24 protein-coding genes and 1 riboswitch are annotated in these 22,387 nt (G+C 35.3%); of the genes, 13 read left to right on the top strand and 11 right to left on the bottom strand.

Going from position 1 to position 22,387, the window contains the following annotated elements; all coding sequences use genetic code 11:
• Positions 1 to 23: 23 nt before the first annotated feature.
• On the bottom strand, positions 24 to 551 hold the full coding sequence (locus AC5YGI_RS04485) for a GNAT family N-acetyltransferase (protein ID WP_330747243.1): 528 nt from the start codon (positions 549 to 551) through the stop codon (positions 24 to 26).
• Between the two features lie 157 nt (positions 552 to 708).
• Here AC5YGI_RS04485 and AC5YGI_RS04490 point away from each other — a divergent pair, with 157 nt between their 5' ends.
• From AC5YGI_RS04490 to AC5YGI_RS04510, 5 genes are all read left to right on the top strand, one after another.
• Positions 709 to 2,856: an endonuclease MutS2 gene (locus tag AC5YGI_RS04490; protein ID WP_330747244.1), complete on the top strand. Its 2,148-nt coding sequence runs from the start codon at positions 709 to 711 to the stop codon at positions 2,854 to 2,856.
• A gap of 130 nt (positions 2,857 to 2,986) precedes the next feature.
• Positions 2,987 to 3,634, top strand: a complete 648-nt coding sequence (locus AC5YGI_RS04495) for a hypothetical protein (protein WP_496167622.1) — start codon at positions 2,987 to 2,989, stop codon at positions 3,632 to 3,634.
• A gap of 54 nt (positions 3,635 to 3,688) precedes the next feature.
• Positions 3,689 to 4,567, top strand: coding sequence for a hypothetical protein (locus AC5YGI_RS04500; RefSeq protein ID WP_496167623.1), 879 nt, complete (start codon positions 3,689 to 3,691; stop codon positions 4,565 to 4,567).
• Between the two features lie 38 nt (positions 4,568 to 4,605).
• On the top strand, positions 4,606 to 4,959 hold the full coding sequence (locus AC5YGI_RS04505) for an STAS-like domain-containing protein (RefSeq protein ID WP_496167624.1): 354 nt from the start codon (positions 4,606 to 4,608) through the stop codon (positions 4,957 to 4,959).
• 1 nt (position 4,960) lies between these two features.
• Positions 4,961 to 5,500 carry a type II toxin-antitoxin system VapC family toxin gene (locus AC5YGI_RS04510; RefSeq protein ID WP_496167625.1) on the top strand — a complete coding sequence of 180 codons (540 nt, stop codon included), beginning with the start codon at positions 4,961 to 4,963 and terminating at the stop codon, positions 5,498 to 5,500.
• A gap of 75 nt (positions 5,501 to 5,575) precedes the next feature.
• On the opposite strand, the gene AC5YGI_RS04515 is transcribed toward AC5YGI_RS04510, so the two are convergent.
• Positions 5,576 to 6,667, bottom strand: a complete 1,092-nt coding sequence (locus AC5YGI_RS04515) for a GEVED domain-containing protein (protein ID WP_496167626.1) — start codon at positions 6,665 to 6,667, stop codon at positions 5,576 to 5,578.
• 412 nt (positions 6,668 to 7,079) lie between these two features.
• Here AC5YGI_RS04515 and AC5YGI_RS04520 point away from each other — a divergent pair, with 412 nt between their 5' ends.
• The 3 genes from AC5YGI_RS04520 to AC5YGI_RS04530 all read left to right on the top strand — a co-directional run bounded on the left by AC5YGI_RS04520 (position 7,080) and on the right by AC5YGI_RS04530 (position 9,287).
• Positions 7,080 to 7,742, top strand: a complete 663-nt coding sequence (locus AC5YGI_RS04520; RefSeq protein WP_496167628.1) for an ATP-binding cassette domain-containing protein — start codon at positions 7,080 to 7,082, stop codon at positions 7,740 to 7,742.
• 30 nt (positions 7,743 to 7,772) lie between these two features.
• Entirely contained in the window at positions 7,773 to 8,573 is an 801-nt protein-coding gene (locus AC5YGI_RS04525) for a hypothetical protein (protein WP_110010123.1), read from the top strand.
• Between the two features lie 33 nt (positions 8,574 to 8,606).
• A riboswitch (cobalamin riboswitch) is annotated at positions 8,607 to 8,787 on the top strand.
• A 116-nt stretch (positions 8,788 to 8,903) separates the two neighbouring features.
• Positions 8,904 to 9,287: an acyl-CoA thioesterase gene (locus AC5YGI_RS04530; protein WP_002977578.1), complete on the top strand. Its 384-nt coding sequence runs from the start codon at positions 8,904 to 8,906 to the stop codon at positions 9,285 to 9,287.
• A 57-nt stretch (positions 9,288 to 9,344) separates the two neighbouring features.
• Here AC5YGI_RS04530 and AC5YGI_RS04535 read toward each other — a convergent pair whose 3' ends face one another.
• Positions 9,345 to 9,935, bottom strand: a complete 591-nt coding sequence (locus AC5YGI_RS04535) for an HD domain-containing protein (protein WP_137905730.1) — start codon at positions 9,933 to 9,935, stop codon at positions 9,345 to 9,347.
• Between the two features lies 1 nt (position 9,936).
• On the bottom strand, positions 9,937 to 10,635 hold the full coding sequence (locus tag AC5YGI_RS04540; protein ID WP_496167631.1) for an XAC2610-related protein: 699 nt from the start codon (positions 10,633 to 10,635) through the stop codon (positions 9,937 to 9,939).
• Between the two features lie 504 nt (positions 10,636 to 11,139).
• Between AC5YGI_RS04540 and AC5YGI_RS04545 the strand changes: the two genes are divergently transcribed.
• The 5 genes from AC5YGI_RS04545 (at position 11,140) to AC5YGI_RS04565 (ending at position 15,726) form a co-directional block, all read left to right on the top strand.
• Entirely contained in the window at positions 11,140 to 11,469 is a 330-nt protein-coding gene (locus tag AC5YGI_RS04545; protein ID WP_002977573.1) for a PadR family transcriptional regulator, read from the top strand.
• Positions 11,470 to 11,480: 11 nt separating this feature from the next.
• Positions 11,481 to 13,202 (top strand): PspC domain-containing protein, encoded by a 1,722-nt coding sequence (locus tag AC5YGI_RS04550; protein WP_496167632.1) that lies wholly within the window; start codon positions 11,481 to 11,483, stop codon positions 13,200 to 13,202.
• Positions 13,203 to 13,517: 315 nt separating this feature from the next.
• Positions 13,518 to 14,114 carry a 1-acyl-sn-glycerol-3-phosphate acyltransferase gene (locus AC5YGI_RS04555; protein WP_110010128.1) on the top strand — a complete coding sequence of 199 codons (597 nt, stop codon included), beginning with the start codon at positions 13,518 to 13,520 and terminating at the stop codon, positions 14,112 to 14,114.
• Positions 14,115 to 14,176: 62 nt separating this feature from the next.
• Positions 14,177 to 14,605 carry a PaaI family thioesterase gene (locus AC5YGI_RS04560; RefSeq protein ID WP_002977570.1) on the top strand — a complete coding sequence of 143 codons (429 nt, stop codon included), beginning with the start codon at positions 14,177 to 14,179 and terminating at the stop codon, positions 14,603 to 14,605.
• 152 nt (positions 14,606 to 14,757) lie between these two features.
• Positions 14,758 to 15,726, top strand: coding sequence for a chorismate-binding protein (locus AC5YGI_RS04565; protein ID WP_496167633.1), 969 nt, complete (start codon positions 14,758 to 14,760; stop codon positions 15,724 to 15,726).
• Positions 15,727 to 16,041: 315 nt separating this feature from the next.
• Here the strand turns inward: AC5YGI_RS04565 and AC5YGI_RS04570 are convergent, their stop codons facing one another.
• The 7 genes from AC5YGI_RS04570 to AC5YGI_RS04600 form a co-directional block, all read right to left on the bottom strand.
• A complete protein-coding gene (locus AC5YGI_RS04570; protein WP_110010130.1) occupies positions 16,042 to 16,242 on the bottom strand; it encodes a hypothetical protein in 201 nt (66 codons plus the stop codon).
• A gap of 5 nt (positions 16,243 to 16,247) precedes the next feature.
• Positions 16,248 to 16,850, bottom strand: coding sequence for a MarC family protein (locus AC5YGI_RS04575; RefSeq protein WP_062674416.1), 603 nt, complete (start codon positions 16,848 to 16,850; stop codon positions 16,248 to 16,250).
• Between the two features lie 44 nt (positions 16,851 to 16,894).
• Positions 16,895 to 18,634: a BatD family protein gene (locus AC5YGI_RS04580; RefSeq protein WP_496167634.1), complete on the bottom strand. Its 1,740-nt coding sequence runs from the start codon at positions 18,632 to 18,634 to the stop codon at positions 16,895 to 16,897.
• Entirely contained in the window at positions 18,634 to 19,377 is a 744-nt protein-coding gene (locus AC5YGI_RS04585; protein WP_496167636.1) for a tetratricopeptide repeat protein, read from the bottom strand. Before AC5YGI_RS04585 ends, AC5YGI_RS04580 begins: the two co-directional genes overlap by 1 nt.
• Positions 19,378 to 19,476: 99 nt before the next feature.
• Positions 19,477 to 20,484, bottom strand: coding sequence for a vWA domain-containing protein (locus tag AC5YGI_RS04590; protein WP_488838956.1), 1,008 nt, complete (start codon positions 20,482 to 20,484; stop codon positions 19,477 to 19,479).
• Positions 20,484 to 21,476 carry a VWA domain-containing protein gene (locus AC5YGI_RS04595; protein WP_330747253.1) on the bottom strand — a complete coding sequence of 331 codons (993 nt, stop codon included), beginning with the start codon at positions 21,474 to 21,476 and terminating at the stop codon, positions 20,484 to 20,486. The genes AC5YGI_RS04590 and AC5YGI_RS04595 overlap by 1 nt, the downstream gene beginning before the upstream one ends.
• Positions 21,469 to 22,365: a BatD family protein gene (locus AC5YGI_RS04600; protein ID WP_227942933.1), complete on the bottom strand. Its 897-nt coding sequence runs from the start codon at positions 22,363 to 22,365 to the stop codon at positions 21,469 to 21,471. Before AC5YGI_RS04600 ends, AC5YGI_RS04595 begins: the two co-directional genes overlap by 8 nt.
• Between the last annotated feature and the right edge of the window lie 22 nt (positions 22,366 to 22,387).

A 22,387-nucleotide genomic window follows, 5' to 3' on the forward strand; every position in this document is an offset into this window, starting at 1 on the left:
CAATAAAGATAGAGAAAAACCGGCTAGATCTCATAAGAGCTGCGAGAGGCTTTTTGCAGTCTGAAAATAATATTATCCGGAAAACCTTCATCCTGCTTTCCTTCCTGCAAAATGAAATGATGTTTTAAAAGAAGTCCTTTTGAGCTTTCATTGAATTTGTTGGTAATGGCTACAATTTCCTGCAAATGCAGTTCGTTAAATCCAAAATCCAAAACGGCCTTCAAAGCTTCAGACATAATTCCCTGCCTGTGGTATTCGGGTAGTAATTCATAACCGACTTCCGCTGTTTTACGGTCTTCAGAAAAATTCCAGAGACAAATTGTTCCGATAATTTCCGGCTGATCTTTTAAAGAAATTCCCAGATAGATGGTTTGGTTATTTTTAGTATTTTCTTTAATCGTCAGAATAAACTGGAGCGCATCGTAATTATTTTCAGGAGATTTCCTTATAACGAACCGATTGATCACCTCATTGCTTCTGATTCGCAAAATATCATCAACGTGGCTTTCGTTGATATCTCTCAGTACTATTCTTTGGGTTTCAAGTTTCATATCTCAAATGTAATAAAAGAACGTTTAAGAAAACATTTTTTCGATATTTAAAAATTTTCAATAAAACATAACACTAAAATCATCAAATTTAAAGGTAATTTATTCTGTAAATCTCTCAGATATACGTAATAATCAAAATTCTCACTAAATTTGCACTGTGTATATAGATAAAGAAGATTTAGACGAATTAGAGTTTCCGCAATTGCTCGCGGAAATCTCCCCATTTGCGTATTCTCCGAAAACAAGAGAAAAAATTCTTCAACTTCGTCCGATGGAAATTGACGAGGCGGAACTTTCATTAAAAAAAACGTCAGAATATCTGTCGAGTTTTGAAAGTTCAAATGCGATTCCGTTTGATGAGTATGAAGATATTGAAAGTGAGCTGAAATTGATGCTGATCGAGAACTACCGTCTGGAAAATGCTGCTTTCATCAAAATAAAAACCATCACGGAACAGATCGGAAGACTTCAGAAATTCTTCCCAACCATGCCGGAAACGTTTCCTACTTTATTGGACGAAGTTTCTGTACTGGAATTCAGAAAAGAGATCATTGAGAAGGTAGATAAGGTTTTTAACCGTTTTGGTGAAGTAAAAAACGAAGCTTCTCCAGCTCTCAAAGGGATAAGAACCGAAATTCAGCTTGCAAAAAAAGCAATCCAGGAAAATTTCAACCGCGCGCTTACCACGTACGGACAAAGTGACTTTCTGGATGATATCCGGGAAACAATTATTGACGACCAGAGGGTTCTGGCAGTAAAGTCAGGATTCAAAAAAAGGGTTGCCGGAAGAACATTAGGAATTTCCAAAACAGGTTCCATCACATATATTCAGCCGGACAGTGTTGTAAAGCACTATTTCAAACTCCGTGAGAATGAAGAGGAAGAGAAAAAAGAAATTGATAAAGTTCTCCGTAAGCTTACAGCAGAACTGGCGGAATTTCAGCCTCAGCTGTGGAGATATCAGGTGTATATTTTTGACCTTGATCTTACGAGAGCTAAAGCGAAATTTGGTGAACTGATTAATGGCGTTCTTCCGAAAATCAATCATCATAAAACGCTGAGATTAAAAGATGCTTATCATCCTCTTTTATGGTTAAGAAACAAAGTAGAGAACAAAACCATTCACCCTCAGACACTTACCTTAACAGAACATAACAGGATTATCTGTATTTCCGGTCCGAATGCCGGTGGAAAGTCAATTACCCTGAAAACGGTAGGATTATTACAGCTGATGATTCAGAGTGGTATTCTGGTTCCGGTTCACCCTAAATCTGAAATGTTTTTCTTTGAGAAAATTATGACGGATATTGGCGATAACCAATCTATTGAAAACCATTTATCAACCTATTCATCCAGATTGAAGAAAATGTCAGGAATCATCCGTGAAGCAGACGCCAATACGCTTTTGCTTATTGATGAGTTCGGTACAGGTTCTGATCCGGAGCTTGGTGGTGCGCTGGCAGAAAGTTTCATGGAGTTTTTCTATGATAAAAAGAGTTTTGCCATTATCACAACGCACTATACCAATATTAAACTGGTGATAGAACAGCTTCCCAATGCCCAGAATGCAGCCATGCTTTTCAATGAAGAAACACTGGAACCGATGTATAAGCTGGAAGTGGGACAGGCAGGAAGTTCATTTACTTTTGAGGTTGCAGAAAAGAATAAAATTCCAAGATTTATCATCCATTCGGCCAAGAAAAAGGTAGAGCATGATATTGTGAATCTTGATAAGACGATTGTAAAACTGCAGCAGGAAAAATTTGAGGTTGAGAAACTGAAATCCGATCTTGCAGAAAGAAAAGAATCCGTAGAAGATAAACGTGATAACCTTCAGAAACTGAATGACCAGCTTCAGCAGAAACTTTTCAATTTCCAGAAGCTGTATGAAGAGGAACACCGCAAACTTCAGTTCGGAAATAAGATTGAGGCATTCATCGACAGCTATACCAAAGGAAAATCCAGAAAGGATGTTGTGAAAGATTTTGTAAAGCTTCTTGAACAGGAAAAATTCAGAAAACTGGGAACAGATAAGGATGAATCCAAACGCCTTCAGGTTGTTAAGAGAAAAATCACTCAACAGCTGAAAAAAGAAGAAGTGATTGAAAAAATTGCTGAAACCAATGAAAAACTGGAAGAAAAGCGTAAAACCGATCGTGCTGTATGGATGAAAATCGGACAACGTGTCCGTATTACAGGAAGTACCAGTGTCGGAACCATTGAAAAAATTTCCAGAAACAAAGTGATTGTCAATTACGGAACTTTCAAAACCACGATTGATGCAGATGAGCTTGAGAGAATTTAATGAATAAGAAATTAAATTAACGCAAATATAAAGAGAGAGCACCAGAAGGTATTCTCTCTTTTTTATTTTTAAAATAACACCTCTTATTCATGTTGTTGATGTAAATTATAGAGATGTCCCACAAAAGAGTATGATTCTCAAAGATTCTCTAAACAAATATATTGACTTAGCAAGTGTTATTGGCACTAAATCTATATCTTGGCAACATGAGAATGAAATAAGGTTAATATTTGAAAATTCAGGAATTAATACTTTTAACTTTAAGGCAGTAACCTCAATTATTTTTGGCTTAAAAGCATCTGAAAATGATATTAGCAACACTATGAATGTTTTAAAAGGAAGAGAATTAAAATTTTATAAAATGGAAACAAATAAAAGTTCTTATATATTAAATATGAATCCTATTGAAGATTTATATCAAAATGCTTCCAGTTATATTCAAAATAAAGCACCCTTTAAAAGAGAATTAATTTCAGAAGGTAATATCCCTTTTGAATATCAGAAATATAAGACATTGTTGACAGAATTATTAGATTATATCTCATCATTACCCAATATTATTAATATTGACTCTCTTGAAATTTATGGAGATATCGAAGATCCTAAAGTCAATATTTTAACATCAACAAATTTAAAAATACTCACAACTAGATTTTTTCAATTTGAATATATCAATTCTAAATTTATTCAAAAATTAATATTATTCATAATAATAAGTTTCACTAATAAAATATTACGTCAAGTTTTGTCGTATTATAGACTTATATTTGTATTATAAAAGGATAGCCTATAAATTAAGAAAATTTTAATAGTTTTGGATATAAATTATGTGATGACTATTACACTCCCAAATACTATTAAAAGTGAATTTGATGGTTATAATTATCTTGCTTCACTGATGGAAGCCCTAAAGAACTGTGAAGGAACAATAATAACTTTTGATTTTCAGAATGTTAGATTTTTTGAAGCAAATTTATGTGCAATTTTTGGTGCAATTTTTGAATATTTAGAAGATAATAATAATAAAATAGTTTTAATAAATATCACAAGTAGGGTATTAAATATCTTAAGAAAAAATGAATTTTTGATTCCATATGGTTATGAAAAAGCTTATGACAATTATGATACTACATTAATTTATAAAAAATTTAGCCCCTATTCAGATAAGGAGTTTTACAAATATATTCAAGAACAATTATTAAAAAAGAATGATTTTCCTTCACACAGTGAAATGTTAGGAAAAAAAATTACCGAAAATATATTTGAGTTATATGAAAATGCAAGAACACATGGTTTATGTGAACACATACACACATGTGGACAATTTTTTCCAAATAAAACAAACAGACCTTTACATTTTACAATTGTTGATAAGGGGATAAACATTAAAGAAAATGTTTCAACGTTTCTAGGAAAAAATATTGAAGCGAAAGAAGCAATTGTTTGGGCTATGCAAATGGGAAACACAACAAAAACAGGAAGTAATCCTGGTGGATTAGGTCTGGCTGTTATCTTTGAATTTATAGAAAAGAATAAAGGTAAGATACAAGTTATTTCTTCTGATGGATTTTATGAGTTTGCAAATAAAAAAACTGATACTCGGAAACTAAATTATTCTTTTGATGGGACAATGGTTAATATTGCATTTAATTTGAATGATACAAACCATTATAGTTTAATTGAAGAAGATGATTTTGAAAACATATTTTAAAATAATATATTTTTGTATATAGAATAAGTTATATTTACATGAAAAATAAAACAAACATAATGCATTTATTAGTAAAGGATATAATTAATTCTGAACTAGCTGTTTCTGCTGATGATGGAAACAAAGTTTTTGATAATATTAATTCTGCACTTAAAGAAAGATCTATTGTGGAATTAGACTTTAAAGGAGTAACAATTATGATAACTGCTTTTTTAAATTCAGCAATAGGTAGATTATATGAAACTTATCAAAGTGATTTTTTAAATGACTATTTAAAATTAGTTAATGTGGCTCCTGAGGATAGAATACTTTTTAGAAAAGTTGTACAAAGAGCTCAAGAATATTTTTTGGATAAAAAAGGATTTGAAGATTCTGCAAATACTGCTTTCTAATATGCCAAATCAAATTATTCCTGTAGGAGACTATCAGTTTACATCAAATAAAACCTATTTCTTTGATAACAATATTTGGGTTTCTTTATTTGCTCCCTTAATCAACACAAATGAAAATCAACAAAAGAAAGCAAGTAATTTTTTAAAGAGTTTATTTTCTTGCAATTCCCAAATAGCTATAACCAGTCTTATTTTAAGTGAGTTCTCAAATACTTACTTAAGATTTAGGTTTGAACAATGGAAAAAGTCAACTCAAAATCCTTTAGCTAACTATAAAAGAGAATATAAAGTCTCTCAGGATTTTAAAGATACCTTAGAAGAAGTCAAGACATTTCTGAATGGAATTTTTGAGTTAGATATAGTATTGAAATATCCAGATAATTTTAATTCAATAGAGTTAGTAAATATTTTTGATTCATTTGAAATTGATTTTAATGATTCTTACTACTACCAACAGTGTATAATAAACAACTGGATACTAGTAACATCTGACAACGATTTTGATAACCTTAAAGGTAATGTCACCATAATTAAAATATAGTTGTCGGAATAATCCAACAACTATATCATAAATATTAGTATTTTTATATTATTAATCTGTAACGATTATTTAGGACTAGTCATTCTTAATAAATTTTAATCGGGTTACCTTTTCTTTATCTTTCAGCTGGATAAAATAAACTCCTTTTGATAAATGGTTAAGGTTTACCAGGTGTTTTGAAATTTTTCCTTCGTCAATTTTCTGTCCTGCTATATTATAAATTTCATAATCGGCGGCTTCTGAAATTCCGGAGATATTTAAAATATCAGATGTGGGATTAGGATAAATTTCAGTTTTTACAGACCTTCCTGAGTCTTCCACTCCGAGGGTGAGATTGATTAAATCTACTCCATAATCTTCAACTTCCCCATAGGTAAATGTACTGCAGGCATCTAAAGGTATTGTTTGACTGGAAATAACCCTCATGGTAACGCCACATAGTGTCACTGCTGCCAAACTTGGAATCGTAAACACAGATACAGCCGGAACAGCCTGAGTAACATTATTGGCTACCATCACTCTTTCGTTGGATTCAAAAATTCCGTTGGCATTAAGATCAATCCACGCCGTTACTGTTGTTATCCCAGGTGTCCCCATCCAGGTATTGGTTACTGAAAGCTTATTTCCTGTACTTCCTATAAAAAATTTAACTCTACGACTCAGATCACTTCTGTAATCTGTATAATTGGAAGGTCCGGAGTCACTTACCATTGGTGTGTTAACTCCTGTAGAATTTACGGTCACATTGGAAATATGCATCATCGTGGTATCTGTAGAAGCACTTGCACAATAATTAATGGTAGTGGTAAAAAATATAGGATTAGACCATAATCCCTGTGTCGTACACACTTTCACTACCTGTACTTCATACGTTGTACAAGGTTGCAAACCTGTAATTGTGAAAAAGTTTTGTCCTGGGGCAACATCCGCTGCCATCCATGTAGTAGTTCCCGGTATTCTATATCTGATCCTGTTATTGGGTGTATTGGGATCTGCAGTCCAGGTAACTGTTCCCGTTGTAAGCGTTATATCCGACATGTGAAGCCCTGTTGGAGCATTGGTATCACAGAAAAATAAAGATTGGGATTCTTCATCTATTTTGTGGGTTGCCTGAAAGCTGGATATTCCCAACATAAAAGAGAATACAAAAAGTAGTTTTTTGGTCATGTTTATTAGTTTTAAAATTTTCTTGAAAAATAGGGTGTTTTTTCGAATATAGCTTATACTTTCTCCATATAACATTGTATTTTTAAATATTTTTGACAATAAAGCGTAAAACACACAAAAACCCTATACTTTAATATATGTTCAAAAGTATTTCTACTCTCTGGATTTTTTATAAAAAAATAATAATTCCCACCTTGATATTTTCTTTATTAGCTTCTTGTTTATCCTCTTTCAATATTGAGAACTTTGGATTGAGTTTTCTTTTAATATCTCCTGTCCTTCATTATTTTATATATGAACTCAGGTTTAAAAGCGAATATTACTTTTATGCCAATTTAGGGTTTTCCAGAAGTTTCCTTTGGGGATTCACAGTATCTGTCTGTGTGATTGTCAAAATAATAACAGGAATTTTATGAGTAAGCTTCATATTGACAGCATAACCAAGTCTTTTAAAGATAATAATATCCTGCGGGATATTTATTTAGGATGTGAAACCGGAAAGATTATTGGAATTCTGGGCAGAAATGGTGCTGGAAAATCAACATTATTAAAAATTATTTTTGGGACTGTCAGTAGTGATACCCAGTTTATAAGATACAATGACAAAGTTCTGAAAAGTATTTCCGACAGAAAAAACAGAATTGCTTACCTGCCACAGGATATTTTCTTACCGAAGTACAATACCATTAAAACCTTAATTCCTCTTTTTTGCAATAAGAAAAATACAGATCTGTTATTGACTTCAGATCTGATCCGTCCTTTTTTGTCAGAAAAACCTAAAAATCTTTCCAGAGGTGAGCAGAGAGTCATTGAAGCTTTAATGATCATTTATTCTGAAGCTGATTTTGTTTTACTGGACGAACCTTTCCATAGCCTTTCTCCGAAAATTTCTGCAGCATTGAAAGCTGCAATCATTGAACAGTCTGCGTATAAGGGATTCATTATTTCTGATCATAATTATCAGGAAGTTCTTGATATTTCACACCAAATATTTCTTCTGTGTGAAGGCTATCTGAAACAAATACAAGATTTAAAAGAACTGCAACGGTATAATTATCTTCCGAAAAGCATTTAATTTATATATTTGAGGGATCAAAAAATTTTCATGATGACTTTCATAAATAAAGCATTCTATTTATCCGCATTCAGTATTTTATCTATTGCTTTTGTAAAAGGGCAGACTAAAGTTCCTTTTGGAGTGGTAAAAGCTGAAGAAGGATATGCCAACGTACGCGTACATAAAGACGATTATCGAAAAATTGTAGACAAGATCCGTATGCGTAAAGGCGATGTATTCGTTTATGTAAAGCCAGCTCCCGGAGAAACGGAATGGATATGGATTAAATATCCCGAGAAACAGGATGACGACAAACCTTTTGTGCGTTATGAAACTCTTGATAAAGAAGGAATGGTGAATAAAGGACGTATTGCCTATGTAGACCAGCTTCCCGCCTATACTCCATCCAGATCCAAAAACGGAAGATCCCTTATTTTCACAGACAATTCTGATCCTAAGATTCCTACTGCCCAAAGAAGCAAAGTGGTGATTGATATTTATCCGTCTAATGCAGGATACCGCAAAAAGGAAAAAGATGCAGATGGAAAAATTCTTACGATTGATAAAGTAAAACCATGGGGAATTGGAAATGATCTTCCTGAAGGAATGACCGAAATCAAATCCATCAGAGTGCAGCAGCCCGGAAGAGGTTCTGTTTTTGTAAGGGAAGCCATCAAAAACATGTTCCAGCCTACCATGGATTTTGAGAACATCGGGGTAACTTCTCTCGACAATGATAATATTTTCCTTTATATGATCAATGGTTCAGGAGAAAACAGATATACAACACTCTGGACAATTAAGAAGGGAAGAGTAATCAGCCAGATTATTTATCATAATCCGGAATAAATTCATTATTTTTGCATTCGAAAAGTTTTACGCTTATTCATCACAGAAATTGGTTCTGCATCACTGCAGATTAAAAGGGAACCGTGTGAAAATCACGGACTGTCGCGCAACTGTAAAGTAACTGAAGTCTTTATCAAAGATCCACTGTGCGAGGCATGGGAAGGAGATAAATGATGTTACAAGTCAGGAGACCTGCCTTTTTCTTAAACATGTAACTTTCGCGATTTGAAGTTGTATTGATCTGATGGATTGTTTCAGGAGTTCTATAAGTTCCTGTCATTATTCTGTTGTTTTAGTATCCTTTCATTTCGCTTTAATTAATAATGATATATGACTACAGAAGAAAGAATTGAAGCATCCGAAACCAGAATCTTTAAAGCGGTTTTCCCTAACACAACCAATCATTACGATACCCTTTTTGGAGGTACTGCGATGCAGCTGATGGATGAAGTAGCTTTTATCACCGCAACCCGTTTTGCCAGAAAAAGAGTGGTAACCGTGAGCAGTGATAAAATCGATTTCAAAAAACCTATTCCTGCCGGAACTATTGTGGAACTGATAGGGAAAGTTTCCTACGTGGGAAAAACCAGTATGAAGGTGAATGTTGAAATTTACACGGAGCAGATGTACTCCTATGAAAGAGAAAAAGCTATTGTAGGTGATTTTACTTTTGTAGCCATCGACGAATTCAAGAAACCAATCCAGATACTATAAATAATAAAGCTTCGGGCTGCCTTTGGCCGCCCGAAGCTTTAAATATTTTCATTGACATTATTTCAATACCTTTTCTGTTTCCAGACTTCTGTTCAGTAAAAGCTCAAAAGCCTCTCCCATTTCGTCCGATGCTCTGCTGATTGCATTTTCAAGCATATTCCGGATCTGTCTTTCCGTCACTCCGGCTTCTGTCCAGCTCTTTCCTGTAGTATGGGAATTTAAAATAAACGGCATAATTCTATCGATTCCACAAGCAAAAATAGCATCCGGAGTTTTCTCTTCTTCAAACTCCAGCCACAGGTTAAAAAATTCTGTACGTAAAGGCTCATCCAGAATTCCAAAGATCTTTTGGGCTGAAGCTTTCTCTCTTTCAAACTTTCCGACCATAGCTTTTTCATCAAAAATAAAAGTGTCTCCGGCTTCTATTTCCACAAGATCATGAATGGAAAGCATTCTTATCACCCTTAACAAATCAATATCAGCCCGGTTTTTAGCATATGGATAAAGGATCTGGGCAAGAATAATGATCTGCCAGGAATGTTCAGCCGTATTCTCTCTCCGGGAATCGTCTGCATTATAATTTCTTCGTTGTACATTTTTAAGCGCATCTACTGCCAGAATAAAATCTATCTCTTTCTGAATTTTCATCTTACTTTTTATTTCTGTTATATTGATCTGCCGGATATACCTTTGTTCTGGTAATCCATTTATTATTGATCTTTTCTTTCGTTATGACCTTTACCTGATCCTCATTGGTCATATCTTCCTCTTTTTCCAGCACTCTATCCAGTCCTTTGTTCGGAATAACGGCATATTCTGTTGTAAAAATCCTGCAACAACCGGACTTACCGTAGGAAATAAGACGCTTCCGTTTAGCATCTGTTTCAAAAAAATCAAAACCGTTTGAGCCAAGGTCTGTAAGTTCTTCACTTTTTACAAATGCCATTTTTGTAGCATTGAATACATAAACATCATAAGAAGCCGAACTGTAATTTCCCATATTTCCGTTTCTTATTGCTACATCTTCGGTACCGTCAAAATTAAAATCATCTACAATTACACTACGCTGATCCTTTGAAAGCGGAATCAATTTCCCGCGAACCGGTTTTTGGCCTTGTTCCGCATATACAACAAGATCATCAGAAACAAAAGTCTGTACTTTGCTGTTTTTATGGTCAAACAGTTCCACCGTTCCTTTTCCTCCACATCGGTCATCGTAACAGTTTTCGGTCTGAATGACTGCATCATAGTTCTTTGATACATTTTTAATTTCAAACTGATACTGCCCGAAACAGAGCGGCCCCAAAAGAAATACTGATAAGTGCCTGTACTTATTTAAAATAGTCATGGTAATAGGAATGATTTGGATGTTTTTTTATTTCTAACAAAAATACGAATCATAATACCGATCTCAAAATCCATGTCTCATTATCTGTCAGAATTTCCCTTCCTATAAAACAGTATTCACAGATAAGAAGCTTTCTCCCGCTATCCGCTCATACTCCTCGCGCCTGCCTAAAGCCGTGGCTGCTGTGGGGTAACCGCTGCTATCGGGGCTAGAACATGAGTGATAAGTGATAAAAGATCATTTTTTCTCTCCAATTTTCAAAATTCTATGTAAAAATTTAAAAATTCTCAGACATTTCTTCTAAAATCCGTTTGACTCAAAATTGATGATTAAAATTATCGTATTGATTTACAGTGTTTTAAATTATTTATTTTAAAAATTTCACTACTTTGTATTGCATAATACCATTTTATTTACATATCTTTGTAATGTAAAATTAGAATAGGCTCAGCTAGCTAGGGGCATTTTTCTAAAAATATAACTAATTAACAAAACTTATCAAAGATGAATACCGAAAATACCAAAGCGCAAATGCGAAAAGGAATTCTGGAATTCTGTATTCTAAGTCTCATCAATAACCGAGAAATGTATGTTTCTGATCTTATTGATGAACTGAAAAAAGGAAAACTGGATGTAGTGGAAGGGACCCTCTACCCTCTTCTTACAAGACTTAAAAACGGAGAATTTCTCTCTTACAGATGGGAAGAATCTACCGGAGGACCACCCAGAAAATATTATCAGATCACAGAAAAAGGAAAACTTTTCCTGGATGAACTTCTCAATACATGGAATGAACTGACAGCCTCAGTAAACCAAATCACCCAACAAAATTAAAAAACAAAGCTATGAACAAGACACTCTCAATAGGACTCGCAGGTTTTTCTTTTACCATAGAAGAACACGCATATATAAAGCTCAGCGATTACCTGAACGCACTGAGAAGCTCTCTGGATGCTTCTGAGGCTGATGAAGTAATGCATGACATAGAAATAAGAATGGTGGAAATTTTCAAAGATTCTTTAGGAAAACGTGAAGTGATCAACGATACCGATGTAGAAAGGGTAATCGCACAGATCGGAAGCCCTGAAAAAATCGAAGAGCAGGAAGAAGCGTATTATTCTGAAAAAACATCTGCCAGAAACTATAATTCAGGAACTCATTATACCGATAAAAAGCAGCTGTTCCGTGATCCGGAAAAACAAAAAGTTGCCGGAGTCTGCGCAGGCTTAGCTCAGTACGTAGGAATGGATATTACTACCATGAGAGCAATCTGGCTGGGAATCTTCGTATTAGGAATTTTTACAGCAGCCATTTCTTCTTCATTAATAGGTCTTCTATATGTAATCCTTTGGATCGTACTTCCAAAAGCTGAAACAGCAGCAGATTTCCTGAAAATGCAGGGAAAGCCTATGAACTTCGACAATCTTAAGAATGAGTCTAATAAATTGGTACAGTTTGCCAATGAATCTACTCAGAGGGTCGGAGAAATCTATAACGAAAACAAACCGTACATCAACAATGCAGGAAGCGGAATCTGGAATGTATTTAAGTATATTGTAGGAGGATTCTTCGTATTGATGGCTGTAAGCAGCATTATCGGAGTGTTTGTATTATTTGCCCTTTTCGCAATGGACACAGACTTCCCGGGAGCTAATGAGATCAGATTCTATATGGATGATCAGGGATTGGATAAAGTACTGGCTGCGATGATGGTGATCGGAAGTTTAATTCCGGCAATCCTTTTCAGCTTGTTAAGCATCAAAATATTCTCTCCGAAAACAAAACTGAGAAATATCGGATGGGTTGTAGGAGGTTTATTCCTTCTTCTGATCGGACTTGGAACTTACTTCGGTATCAGCATGGCCAAGAAAGATATGATCTATAGAGGAAGTAAGGAAGATGTAGAAAATGTTGCCATCAATACTACTTCAGATACTGTTTATGTGGATGTAAAACAGATCAACATCCCTCAGAGCTTCAAAGCGTATAACAATGATATTTATTCTGATAAAAAATCAGTGTATGAAGAAGATTATATTTCTGTAGATGTAACCAGAAAACCGGACATCAAAACACCGTATCTGATCATCAAAAAAGAAGGAAAAGGGTATAACTTCCCTATCCAGCTTACAGTTCCTGTAGAAGTGGTAAACAATAAAGTATTACTTCCGAACTACATCAAGTATCCATATGAGCACAGATTCAGAGATTACAGCCTTGATTATGAACTTGTAGTTCCTCAGAAAATGGTGGTTATATCGATGAAAAAAGACCGTATCAACATGGATGGAGACTTAGACGGAGACGGAATCAATGATAATGATCAGGACAGTGATGAAGACAGCAACGGTATCAGAATCGAAAAAAATAAAATCACGGTAAACGGTTCCAGCATTGAGTACAACTCTGACGACAAAGACAGCATCATTGTAAACGGTAAAAAAGTTCCGAACAATCAGGCAAAGAAAGTAATTGATTCTGCAGTGTCCAATATTAAAAAATCAAATAAAGATATGGACATCAAAATCAAAGACGGAAAAAACGAAATTTCCATACAAACTAAATAATTAACTTCAGAGAGTGGTAGAAGGTGTGGGTGGATGGCAACCGTTTGAAATTCACACCCTTCTTCTCTCAGAAAAGTGAAAATAAAGCTCCATTTAGTTTCTTATGTGAAAAAAAAGTTTTAATTTCGTAAAGCTAAAATTTAATAACCAACCAATCAAAAACGCAGCCTTATCATGATACAATTTGCAATGGAATTCGTAATGAAAATCGTAGATTTAATTAGCGGTTTGTTTTAAGAGCGATAATATTTCAATATATTTGTAAAGTATAACCAAAGTTTGGTTATACTTTTTTGTTTTTAATCCGGGAAATCTATGAAAAAGCTATTAGGCAAAGCAATGTTAAAATTATTAGGTTGGAAGGTCGTCCTGCAGGGCGATGTCAACAACCTGAACAGGTGTATCCTTGTGGTTGCACCACATACCCATAATATGGAGTACATTTTAGGAAATTTCGCCTACTGGTCCTTGGAAAAACCTTTAAAAATTATCATCAAAGATGCGCACACCAAAGCCTGGTATGGAAGTATCGTAAAAGGACTTGGAGGTATAGGAATCGACAGAAGCCAGAAAAACGACCTTGTGAATTTCGTGGCCAACCAGTTTTCAAAGGAAGATTTCAGTCTTGTTATTACTCCGGAAGGAACCAGAAGCTGGGTACCGAAATGGAGAAAAGGATTCTATCACATGGCTTTGGCAGCAAAAGTTCCTATCGTTCTGGCAGCAGGGGATTTTAAAAGAAAAATTGTGTACCTGGGTTACACCATTCCTTATGAAAGAATAGCCTCAGTACCTTTTTCAGAAATCATGCAGGAAATCCAGGACTATTATGTAAAAAATGACATTGTTCCAAAAGTTCCGGCCAACTGGAATCCCAATATTATGGGAACCGAGCTGGAAGCTAGAAGCTAGAAGCTAGAAGCTAGAAGCTAGAAGCTAGAAGCAAAATTAATCATCATTTATCAACTATTAAAATGAAAGGTCAGACAAAAGAAGAAATATTAGCATTCATCAATAATTGGGGAGACGTAACTCTTGCTAAAACGCTTGAAATCAAATTCATCGATATTGATCTGGAAAATGAAACCCTTACAGCCACAATGCCTGTTCTCCCAAGAACCCACCAGCCGTTTGGCATCATGCATGGAGGAGCCAGCTGCGTTTTAGCGGAAACATTAGGGTCAAGCCTGTCTAATATCTTTATCGATGGTGAAAAATATTATGGAGTGGGAACCAACATCAACTCCAATCATTTAAGAAGCAAAAAAGATGGTATTGTAACCGCTACCGCACGTTTTATCAGAAAAGGCAAAACCATGCATGTCTCTGAAATTGAAATCCGTGATGAAAAAGGCGTTTTGATTAATCATACTACAATGACGAATAATATTATTCACAGATAAGTTGCAGCAACATAAAAAATAAAGAGCTTAAATTAAATTTAAGCTCTTTTTATTTTGACATCTTTAAGACTAGTAATACCTTTGTAAAAAGGAAAATCACAACGGGAATTTCTATGTATTCCATGATGATTTTTCAAAATCTTTCATAACTCATGATTTATTTCAAACTTCCTTTTGACGAGAGGCTCCTGTCTGCTGATGAAAATAATACAAAAAATGCTGTCAACTTTTTTTCTTATAACGGACTAGATCAAATCAGCTTCAGCGGAGAAATTCGTGAAATTGATGCTGTTGAATTAGCCCATATTTCTGTTACCAACGAAAACCTGATCAGTGATTCTACAAAATCTTCTGCCGAAACAAAAGAAGAATACTGCGAAACATTACAGAAAGTGATCGAAGTGATTAAAGAAAATCACCTGCCAAAGCTGGTTTATTCCAGAAGAAAGATTTTCAAAGACTTTAGTTCCATCGATTATAAAAAGAGCTTCAAAAATGTATGTGATACTTACCCCAATGCTTTCAGATATCTGTTTAATGATGGAAAAAATGCATGGATGGGAGCTTTCTCAGAAGTATTAGGGAAGTTTAATAAAACGACTCACGAATTTGAAACCATGGCTCTTGCCGGAACTCTTCCTGTGTCTGAGGAATGGTCTGAAAAAGAGATTGAAGAACAAAAGCCGGTTACTGCTTACATTCAGGATATTCTTAAAAACTATTCTGATCATGTAGAACAATCGGAAACCTATGACCATATTTCCGGTAATATCAAACATTTACGAACAGATTTTAAAACGAGTATACAACCTGAAGATCTTGATAAAATTATCAAAGATCTGCACCCTACTCCTGCAGTCTGCGGTATTCCAAAAGATTTTTGTAACGAAAATATCCGTAAATATGAGAAATTTCCCCGTGAATTTTATGCAGGCTATATCAAGGTTGAAACGGATGAGAGTATTCTGTACTTTGTCAATCTGCGTTGTGCAAGACTTTATAAAGACTCGGTACATGTTTTTGTAGGAGGCGGAATAACAGCTCAAAGTGATCCGGAAAAGGAATGGAGAGAAACAGAACTGAAGTCTGAAGCGATATTGAAAAACCTGGTTATTTCCTGATATTTTTAGATCCTCCCACAGATCGCACAGATTTGCACATATATTTGCTCGCATTTTTTTACTGAGTAAAACGAGTTTATGACCATTCATAAAAACCTAAGCGAGAATATTGTGATAATTATAAGTTTTGGCTAAAGCCAATGAAATATATTTCCTTCTTTTGAACGGGCTAAAGCCCGTTCCTATTGAATATAAAAACCAATATTGTATTTAAGACACCTAATTTCTAATCCCTTATTCCTAATCGCTGCTACCTGAAAAAACAAAAACCTCCTTCAAAAGAAAGAGGTCTATATCTATATTGAAATAGTCAATTTATTTCTTTACACCGATTCTGCTCCAGGTATCCATTACAAAAAGCAGGATAAGGCCTATGGCAGCAGCGCCAGCAGAGAATACAAACTTGATGTTATCTTCATCTCCAAGGATATCTGTCGCTTGCCAGTTGATAGCATAAAGATTGATGGCGATGAATACGATAAACAGTACTAAAAATACTTTATAAAACTTCTTCATGACTCTTAAAAATTAATATAATTCTGCACGAGTTGAGCAAAATTTGCGGTGAATAATTTAATTGAAATTGCCAAAAGGATAATTCCGAAAACTTTCTGAAGGATCATCAAAGTAGCATCCCCAATTTTCTTCTCCAGCCATTTCGCTGATTTCAGCACCAAATATACGAAAATTGTATTAAGAATGATTCCACAGATAATATTAATATCATGAAATTCAGCTCGCAGAGACAGTGCGGTTGTTAGGGTTCCAGCTCCTGCAACCAGCGGAAATGCGATGGGTACAATGGATGCAGCCTTTGCTTCAGTGGTTTTATTGATTTCAATTCCTAAAATCATTTCCAGGGCTATGACAAAAATCACAAAAGCTCCGGCAATGGCAAAGGAATTTACATCAACTCCGATAAGCTTCAGAATCTTATTTCCTACGAACAGGAAAACGATCATAATTGCTCCCGCAGTAATGGCAGCCTTTCCGGCTTCAATCTGTCCGAACTTCTGTTGAAGGCTTACGATAATAGGAACTGAGCCGATGATATCGATAACGGCAAAAAGAACCATAAAGCTGGTAACAATCTCTTTAAAAGAAAAACCATCAAAAATTTCCATCTCTTTGTAATTAAAAATTTCGCAAAAATATGAAAATAAACTGACTATTTGCTAATTTGTGAATATAAATTAACAATAGTTTTCAAAAGTTCTTCCAAAGCTTCAGCAGATTTCACAGGATTGTATTTTTCCATCTGAACTTTCTGCTGCAGCCTGCTGTATTCATCTGCAACTGAAGAACCCTTGTGTTTTTCAAGAAAAGTCTTAAACTCAGGAGTAGAGCCCTGGAAATACTGGCTTCTTACTTCCTCATCCAGTTCTTCCAACGTTGCAAAGAACTTTTCATACTCTCCGTTATCTTTAAGGTTTTCCAGATATCCAAAATAATCATTGATATCTGTTTTCATCAATTCTCTGATCTCCTTTTCCGTTTCGGCCACTGAACCTAAAGGTTTTGACGGTACAGTTTCCCTAACTAATGTACGTTTTTTTTGCCAATTTTTAAATAGCAGATACGCAACAAATAAGCTGATCAGAATAGCAATATTGGTCAGAAGAATATTCCAGTGGAATTTGCTTTTTTCTTTTACTTTAAAAGAAGTGGTTTTTAATACCGGAGTATTTACCGTCTCCAAAAGGTTATTGGTATATTCATTTACTTTCTCCACTGTAGAACGTGCTTCCAAAATCTGGTCGTGGGAAAATGCATTCAGATCCAGTGTTTTCTGTCCAAGATCTACGTATTCTTTGCTTTCAGGATCAAAGAAAGCAAATTGTTCCGTTTTAATTGAAATTACTCCTGATTTTTTAGGAATAATCACATAATTAGCCAGGATTTCACCTTTCATTCCGGAAGTTCCCGGAGCAACTTTTGAGGTAATTTTCGGGGCAAAAACTTCATAATCCGGAGAAGCAGCAATCTTAGGAAGTTCCATATCAGGTAAATTACCTTCTCCTGAAACTTTCACCACTACATTCAGAGGCTTTTTGGCTTCCGGTTTTTCTTTGGAAGCATTGTATACATTTACATTAAAGTTTCCAACAGCATTTTTAAAGCATTCTGGAGCTCCTTCAGGAAGCTTTCTTACGTTGATTCTGACTTTATTGGAAACAATTTTTGTTTTATTGGAATAGGTACTTACTGAAGCAGATACTCCGGGAACTTCTACATATCCTGCTTCATTAGGAAAAACCATAAACATGGCCAGAACCTGCGAAGGCATATTTCCATATCCGGACGGATCTATCTCAGACTTATTAAAATTAATAGGATGCACGTTGATATTGTCCTGCTGCGGAAGGTGGATATTTTTCACCTTTCTCAGGTTATCCATATTTCTTGAATACACTCTCAGAACAGCTACAGTAGGCTGATCCTGATAGACATCCCGATCATCAATTTCCATGTTCAGATAAACATCATTGGAAGTATTTGTGGCCAGAGATCTTCTGTCGACAATATCACGGATATTGACATCAAAAGGTTCTGTTTTATAAATTCTGTTGTTGACGGTAACGAGAACGGAACCAATTTTTATTTTTCCCTTTTTCTTTGGTTCAAGCGCAATTCTGGAAACTTTCTGGGTAATTAAAGTATTGGTAGCAGGATCAATCACGGTATTCGTAACAGAGCCGCTTCCTATAATATTAAATTTTGAAAGATCCGGAAGCTGGAAACCTGTCTGCTGTACAAGATCACTACCGTTAAGTTCAAGAACGATGGTCAGGTTGATGATATCCTTACCTGCATATTCGGTTTTATCTGCATCCATAGATAGATTTACCTGTCCGTAAGTAATTACGGATGCCAGCGTTAGCAATATGTAAATCAATTTATGCTGCATCACCAATCTTTCTCGTTGCTTTCAGGCATCGAATAAGAATTTTTGTTTAAAATTCTTCTGGCGGTTTCTTTTTCTTTTTCGTTTATTTTATCTAAGATCGCATTTTCAAGATTCTTGGGCATTCTGCCTTCATTATTTTGATTCTGCTTAGGATTGTCACCCTGGTCACTTTTACCTTCGTTTTGCGGGCCGTTACCCTGATCCTGTTTTTTGTCTTTGTCGCCTTTCTGATCATCACCTTTGTTCTGATCATTTCCGCCGCCACCTTTTCCTGAGTTATTTTGTTCGTTTTTTTGCTGTTGTTTTTCTTTCTCTTTCAGTTTGGCAATCTCATAATTTTTTCTGGTTACCTCGCTGTGGGGGTCCTGCTTCAAAGCTTTTTTATAATAGTCGGCCGCTTTTTCCGGCTGATTCATCTGCATATAAGCATTCCCCAAATTATGAAGAGCAGCTGCTTTATCAGGCAGTGTCTGTGAAAGTTTTTCTGCTTTTTCAAACTCAGCCTTTGCTTCTTCGTATTTTTTACTTTTATACAATGCATTCCCCATGTTATAGTGAGCGGTAAAATCTTTATCATTGGATCTTATCGCTTCCATATATTTTGAAGAGGCACCTTCATAATCTTTACCGTCAAATTTCTGATTGCCTTCATACACTAAATTCTTATAGCTTTCCTGCCCAAACATCAGGCCTGAGAACGAAATGGCAACAATAAACGATAAAAATATGATTTTAGTATTCATCACTTGCAAAATTATTCCTTTATATGTTAAGAAACAGAGTTTTATTTGTTAAAGTTCGGTTAAAGTACTTGTAGAATTTCTTCTATAAATAAAGGAATTCTACACATTAAAATCTTTTTTAGGATTAAAAATATAAATTAAAAAGAAAAACAGAAGAGATACTGCAAGAAAATACTGATAATAATGATTGGCATTCTGTGATTTTACCATAGTTTCCGCACCGGCAGATTTTTTGTTCACTGCATCTACAATTCTGTCCGGAGCTTCATTGATATTATTTCCGTCAATATAAGTTCCGTCTGTAGATTCCGCCATTTTCTTTAATGCTTCCGTCTGCCTTTTTGAAATTACCGTACCTCCGTTGGCATCGGTTTTATACCCCATCAGCTGTCCGAACACATATTCAGGAACCGGAGCACCTTCATCTGTGCCCACTCCTACAGAAGTAATGCTTATTCCTTCTTTATTAGCTAATCTGATGGCAGCATTATCATTTCCTTCATTATCTTCACCATCACTCAGCAGAATCACTTTTCTGGATCCTTTGCTTACATTTTTAAATTTTTCAGCAGCTGCCTGCATTCCTTTCAGAAAATCTGTTCCCTGAATCTGCATAGAGCTGGTTTCAATACCGCTGATATAAGTTTCCGCAGAATTATAATCCGTTGTAAGAGGCATAATAGACATGGCATTCCCTGCAAAAATCACTATACCTACTTTGTCATTATTCATTTTCTTCATGGTAGCCAGCATCAGGTTTTTAGCCTCTGTCAGACGGCTTGGATCTATATCTTCAGCATTCATAGAATTGGATACATCCAGCATAAAGATGACATTGTTCAGTTTCTGGGTACTTTTCACTTCTTCAGAACCGTTCAGAAGATCAATGATAGAAAATATCAGAAATAATGTTCCCAATAAATATAATGCAGGAAAAAACTTTGTAAATCCTGATCTTTTTTCGAATAAATTCTCGTGAAACTGGCTGGCAGCAAAAATTTCTCTTTTTTTATTTCTCCATTGCAAAAAACGGATCAAAAAAGAAGCTAACAGCGGCAGAAGCAACAGTAAAAATAAATACCAATAATTTCCTAAAGACCAACTCATCAGCTTAAAATTTTATAAAACACCCATCTCAACAATGCATCCAGCACCAACATAGCAAGCCCAATCCAAAGGAATATTTTAAAATACTCTTCATAATTGTACAGCTTGGAAACCTTCACATCAGATTTTTCCAATTGGTTGATTTCATTGTATACTTCTTCCAGGCTGCTGTTTGAAGTAGCTCTGAAATATCTGCCTCCCGTTGTCTGGGCTATTTCTCTCAAGGTATTTTCATCAATCGTCACCTCTGTTTCAGTAAAAATAAGATCACCAAAAATATCCTGCGATGTCGGCATCAGCGCATAACCATTGGTTCCAATTCCGATTGAATATACCTTTATATTATTATTTTTTGCCAGTTCGGCAGCAACCTGTGGTGGAATTGCATTCTGAATATTGCTTACCCCATCCGTCATCAGGATCACCACTTTACTTTTGGCTTTACTTTTAATCAAATGATTCACTGCAACAGAAAGTCCTTCTCCTATAGCCGTTCCGGGTTCAAGACCTGCAGAATTCAGATTTTTAATTTCATCAATCACCACCTGATGATCTGAGGTTACCGGAACTTTTGTGAACGCTTCTGCAGCATATGCTACCACTCCTATCCTGTCATTCGGGCGTTTCTGAACAAATTTTACGGCAATATCTTTCAGGGCGGTAATTCTGTCCGGGCTCAGATCCTTCGCCAGCATACTTAGAGAAACATCAATGGATAACATAATATCGACTCCCTTTGTATCATCTCTGTCCTGAGAAATGGTAAACGTTCTCGGTCTTGCCATCGCAATAATCAACGCAGAAAGAATGATATATTTTGATATTTTCAGCAAAAAAAGCACACCCTGGATACTCCCGCTGTGATCCATATTTTTTACGGTAGGAACTTTTATACCTTTCCTTTTATTTTTTCCAATATCTTTAATTAAAAGTGGAATAAACAGCAGAAAAAGCAGCAAAAACCATGGGCTGTAAAACTCAAAATTAAACATCCTTTCTTAAGTTTTCGAATTCTAAATCTTTGGATGATCTTTTCACAAAATCCCTGATATTGGCAAAATCTCTTTCCATGGTTTCCTGATCCGGGAAGGTCTTGGCAAATTTCACCAGGTCTCCCCTAAGGAAAACATCTTCTATTATTTTTTCGTTGTCCTGCGAGATGGTATTATTTTTTTTCATAACCTCAATCAGATCATCGGTAAGAAGTACATCTGCCGGAAGGCGGTATTGTTTTGTAATGAAGGTTCTGGAAATATCGATCAGTTCCACATAAAACGAACGGAAGTTTCCTCCTTCAATATATTTTTTCTTTTTAAGAGAGTCGAGCTCTTTTAAGGTCTGGTTGGTTGCCACTACAGGAGAACTCTTCGATTTTCTTCCCCATTTTACAAACATAATAATGGCAATAACCAGTGCAATACCAGCCAATGCAGCAAGGATATAAAACTTATAAAGCTCCCAGTAATCTTTGGGTTCAAGTTTCACCTGCTTATTATTCATGATGTCATTAATCTGATCTGCTTTTTGAGCTGTATTAATAACATCTATTTCGTAAGGAATCGTTTTAAGTATTCTGTCCCCCACTTTGAATTCCAGTTCCGGAATGGTAAATTTCCCTTCTTCAAAAACAGCAAATTCTATCTTTCTCTCATAGGTGTTAGCCGTTTGTCCGATACTGTCTTTGGTTTCTTCAAAATGAAAAGGGAGCAGCTCATTTTTGGCTGCTGAAGTAACCTGCTGCTCATTAAGGTTATCAATCTTTATAGTAAGGTGATTGATCTCCCCCAAAGCAAGGGTTTTCTTTTCTACGTTAGAGGATAATATCTGTGAAAAAGCATTTGCACAGATCAGAAAAGATAATATTAAAAGTATTTTTCTCAATGTTAAATAATATGGCAAAATG

The sequence above is a fragment of the Chryseobacterium sp. CS3K3.1 genome, assembly GCF_059515165.1.

What these genes read in the sequence shown, in the direction of transcription:
- AC5YGI_RS04485 (WP_330747243.1), bottom strand. Translation starts at nt 551, where the DNA reads ATGAAACTTGAAACCCAAAGAATAGTACTGAGAGATATCAACGAAAGC.
- AC5YGI_RS04495 (WP_496167622.1), top strand. Translation starts at nt 2,987, where the DNA reads ATGATTCTCAAAGATTCTCTAAACAAATATATTGACTTAGCAAGTGTT.
- AC5YGI_RS04500 (WP_496167623.1), top strand. Translation starts at nt 3,689, where the DNA reads ATGACTATTACACTCCCAAATACTATTAAAAGTGAATTTGATGGTTAT.
- AC5YGI_RS04505 (WP_496167624.1), top strand. Translation starts at nt 4,606, where the DNA reads ATGAAAAATAAAACAAACATAATGCATTTATTAGTAAAGGATATAATT.
- AC5YGI_RS04510 (WP_496167625.1), top strand. Translation starts at nt 4,961, where the DNA reads ATGCCAAATCAAATTATTCCTGTAGGAGACTATCAGTTTACATCAAAT.
- AC5YGI_RS04515 (WP_496167626.1), bottom strand. Translation starts at nt 6,667, where the DNA reads ATGACCAAAAAACTACTTTTTGTATTCTCTTTTATGTTGGGAATATCC.
- AC5YGI_RS04520 (WP_496167628.1), top strand. Translation starts at nt 7,080, where the DNA reads ATGAGTAAGCTTCATATTGACAGCATAACCAAGTCTTTTAAAGATAAT.
- AC5YGI_RS04525 (WP_110010123.1), top strand. Translation starts at nt 7,773, where the DNA reads ATGATGACTTTCATAAATAAAGCATTCTATTTATCCGCATTCAGTATT.
- AC5YGI_RS04530 (WP_002977578.1), top strand. Translation starts at nt 8,904, where the DNA reads ATGACTACAGAAGAAAGAATTGAAGCATCCGAAACCAGAATCTTTAAA.
- AC5YGI_RS04535 (WP_137905730.1), bottom strand. Translation starts at nt 9,935, where the DNA reads ATGAAAATTCAGAAAGAGATAGATTTTATTCTGGCAGTAGATGCGCTT.
- AC5YGI_RS04540 (WP_496167631.1), bottom strand. Translation starts at nt 10,635, where the DNA reads ATGACTATTTTAAATAAGTACAGGCACTTATCAGTATTTCTTTTGGGG.
- AC5YGI_RS04545 (WP_002977573.1), top strand. Translation starts at nt 11,140, where the DNA reads ATGAATACCGAAAATACCAAAGCGCAAATGCGAAAAGGAATTCTGGAA.
- AC5YGI_RS04550 (WP_496167632.1), top strand. Translation starts at nt 11,481, where the DNA reads ATGAACAAGACACTCTCAATAGGACTCGCAGGTTTTTCTTTTACCATA.
- AC5YGI_RS04555 (WP_110010128.1), top strand. Translation starts at nt 13,518, where the DNA reads ATGAAAAAGCTATTAGGCAAAGCAATGTTAAAATTATTAGGTTGGAAG.
- AC5YGI_RS04560 (WP_002977570.1), top strand. Translation starts at nt 14,177, where the DNA reads ATGAAAGGTCAGACAAAAGAAGAAATATTAGCATTCATCAATAATTGG.
- AC5YGI_RS04565 (WP_496167633.1), top strand. Translation starts at nt 14,758, where the DNA reads ATGATTTATTTCAAACTTCCTTTTGACGAGAGGCTCCTGTCTGCTGAT.
- AC5YGI_RS04570 (WP_110010130.1), bottom strand. Translation starts at nt 16,242, where the DNA reads ATGAAGAAGTTTTATAAAGTATTTTTAGTACTGTTTATCGTATTCATC.
- AC5YGI_RS04575 (WP_062674416.1), bottom strand. Translation starts at nt 16,850, where the DNA reads ATGGAAATTTTTGATGGTTTTTCTTTTAAAGAGATTGTTACCAGCTTT.
- AC5YGI_RS04580 (WP_496167634.1), bottom strand. Translation starts at nt 18,634, where the DNA reads ATGCAGCATAAATTGATTTACATATTGCTAACGCTGGCATCCGTAATT.
- AC5YGI_RS04585 (WP_496167636.1), bottom strand. Translation starts at nt 19,377, where the DNA reads ATGAATACTAAAATCATATTTTTATCGTTTATTGTTGCCATTTCGTTC.
- AC5YGI_RS04590 (WP_488838956.1), bottom strand. Translation starts at nt 20,484, where the DNA reads ATGAGTTGGTCTTTAGGAAATTATTGGTATTTATTTTTACTGTTGCTT.
- AC5YGI_RS04595 (WP_330747253.1), bottom strand. Translation starts at nt 21,476, where the DNA reads ATGTTTAATTTTGAGTTTTACAGCCCATGGTTTTTGCTGCTTTTTCTG.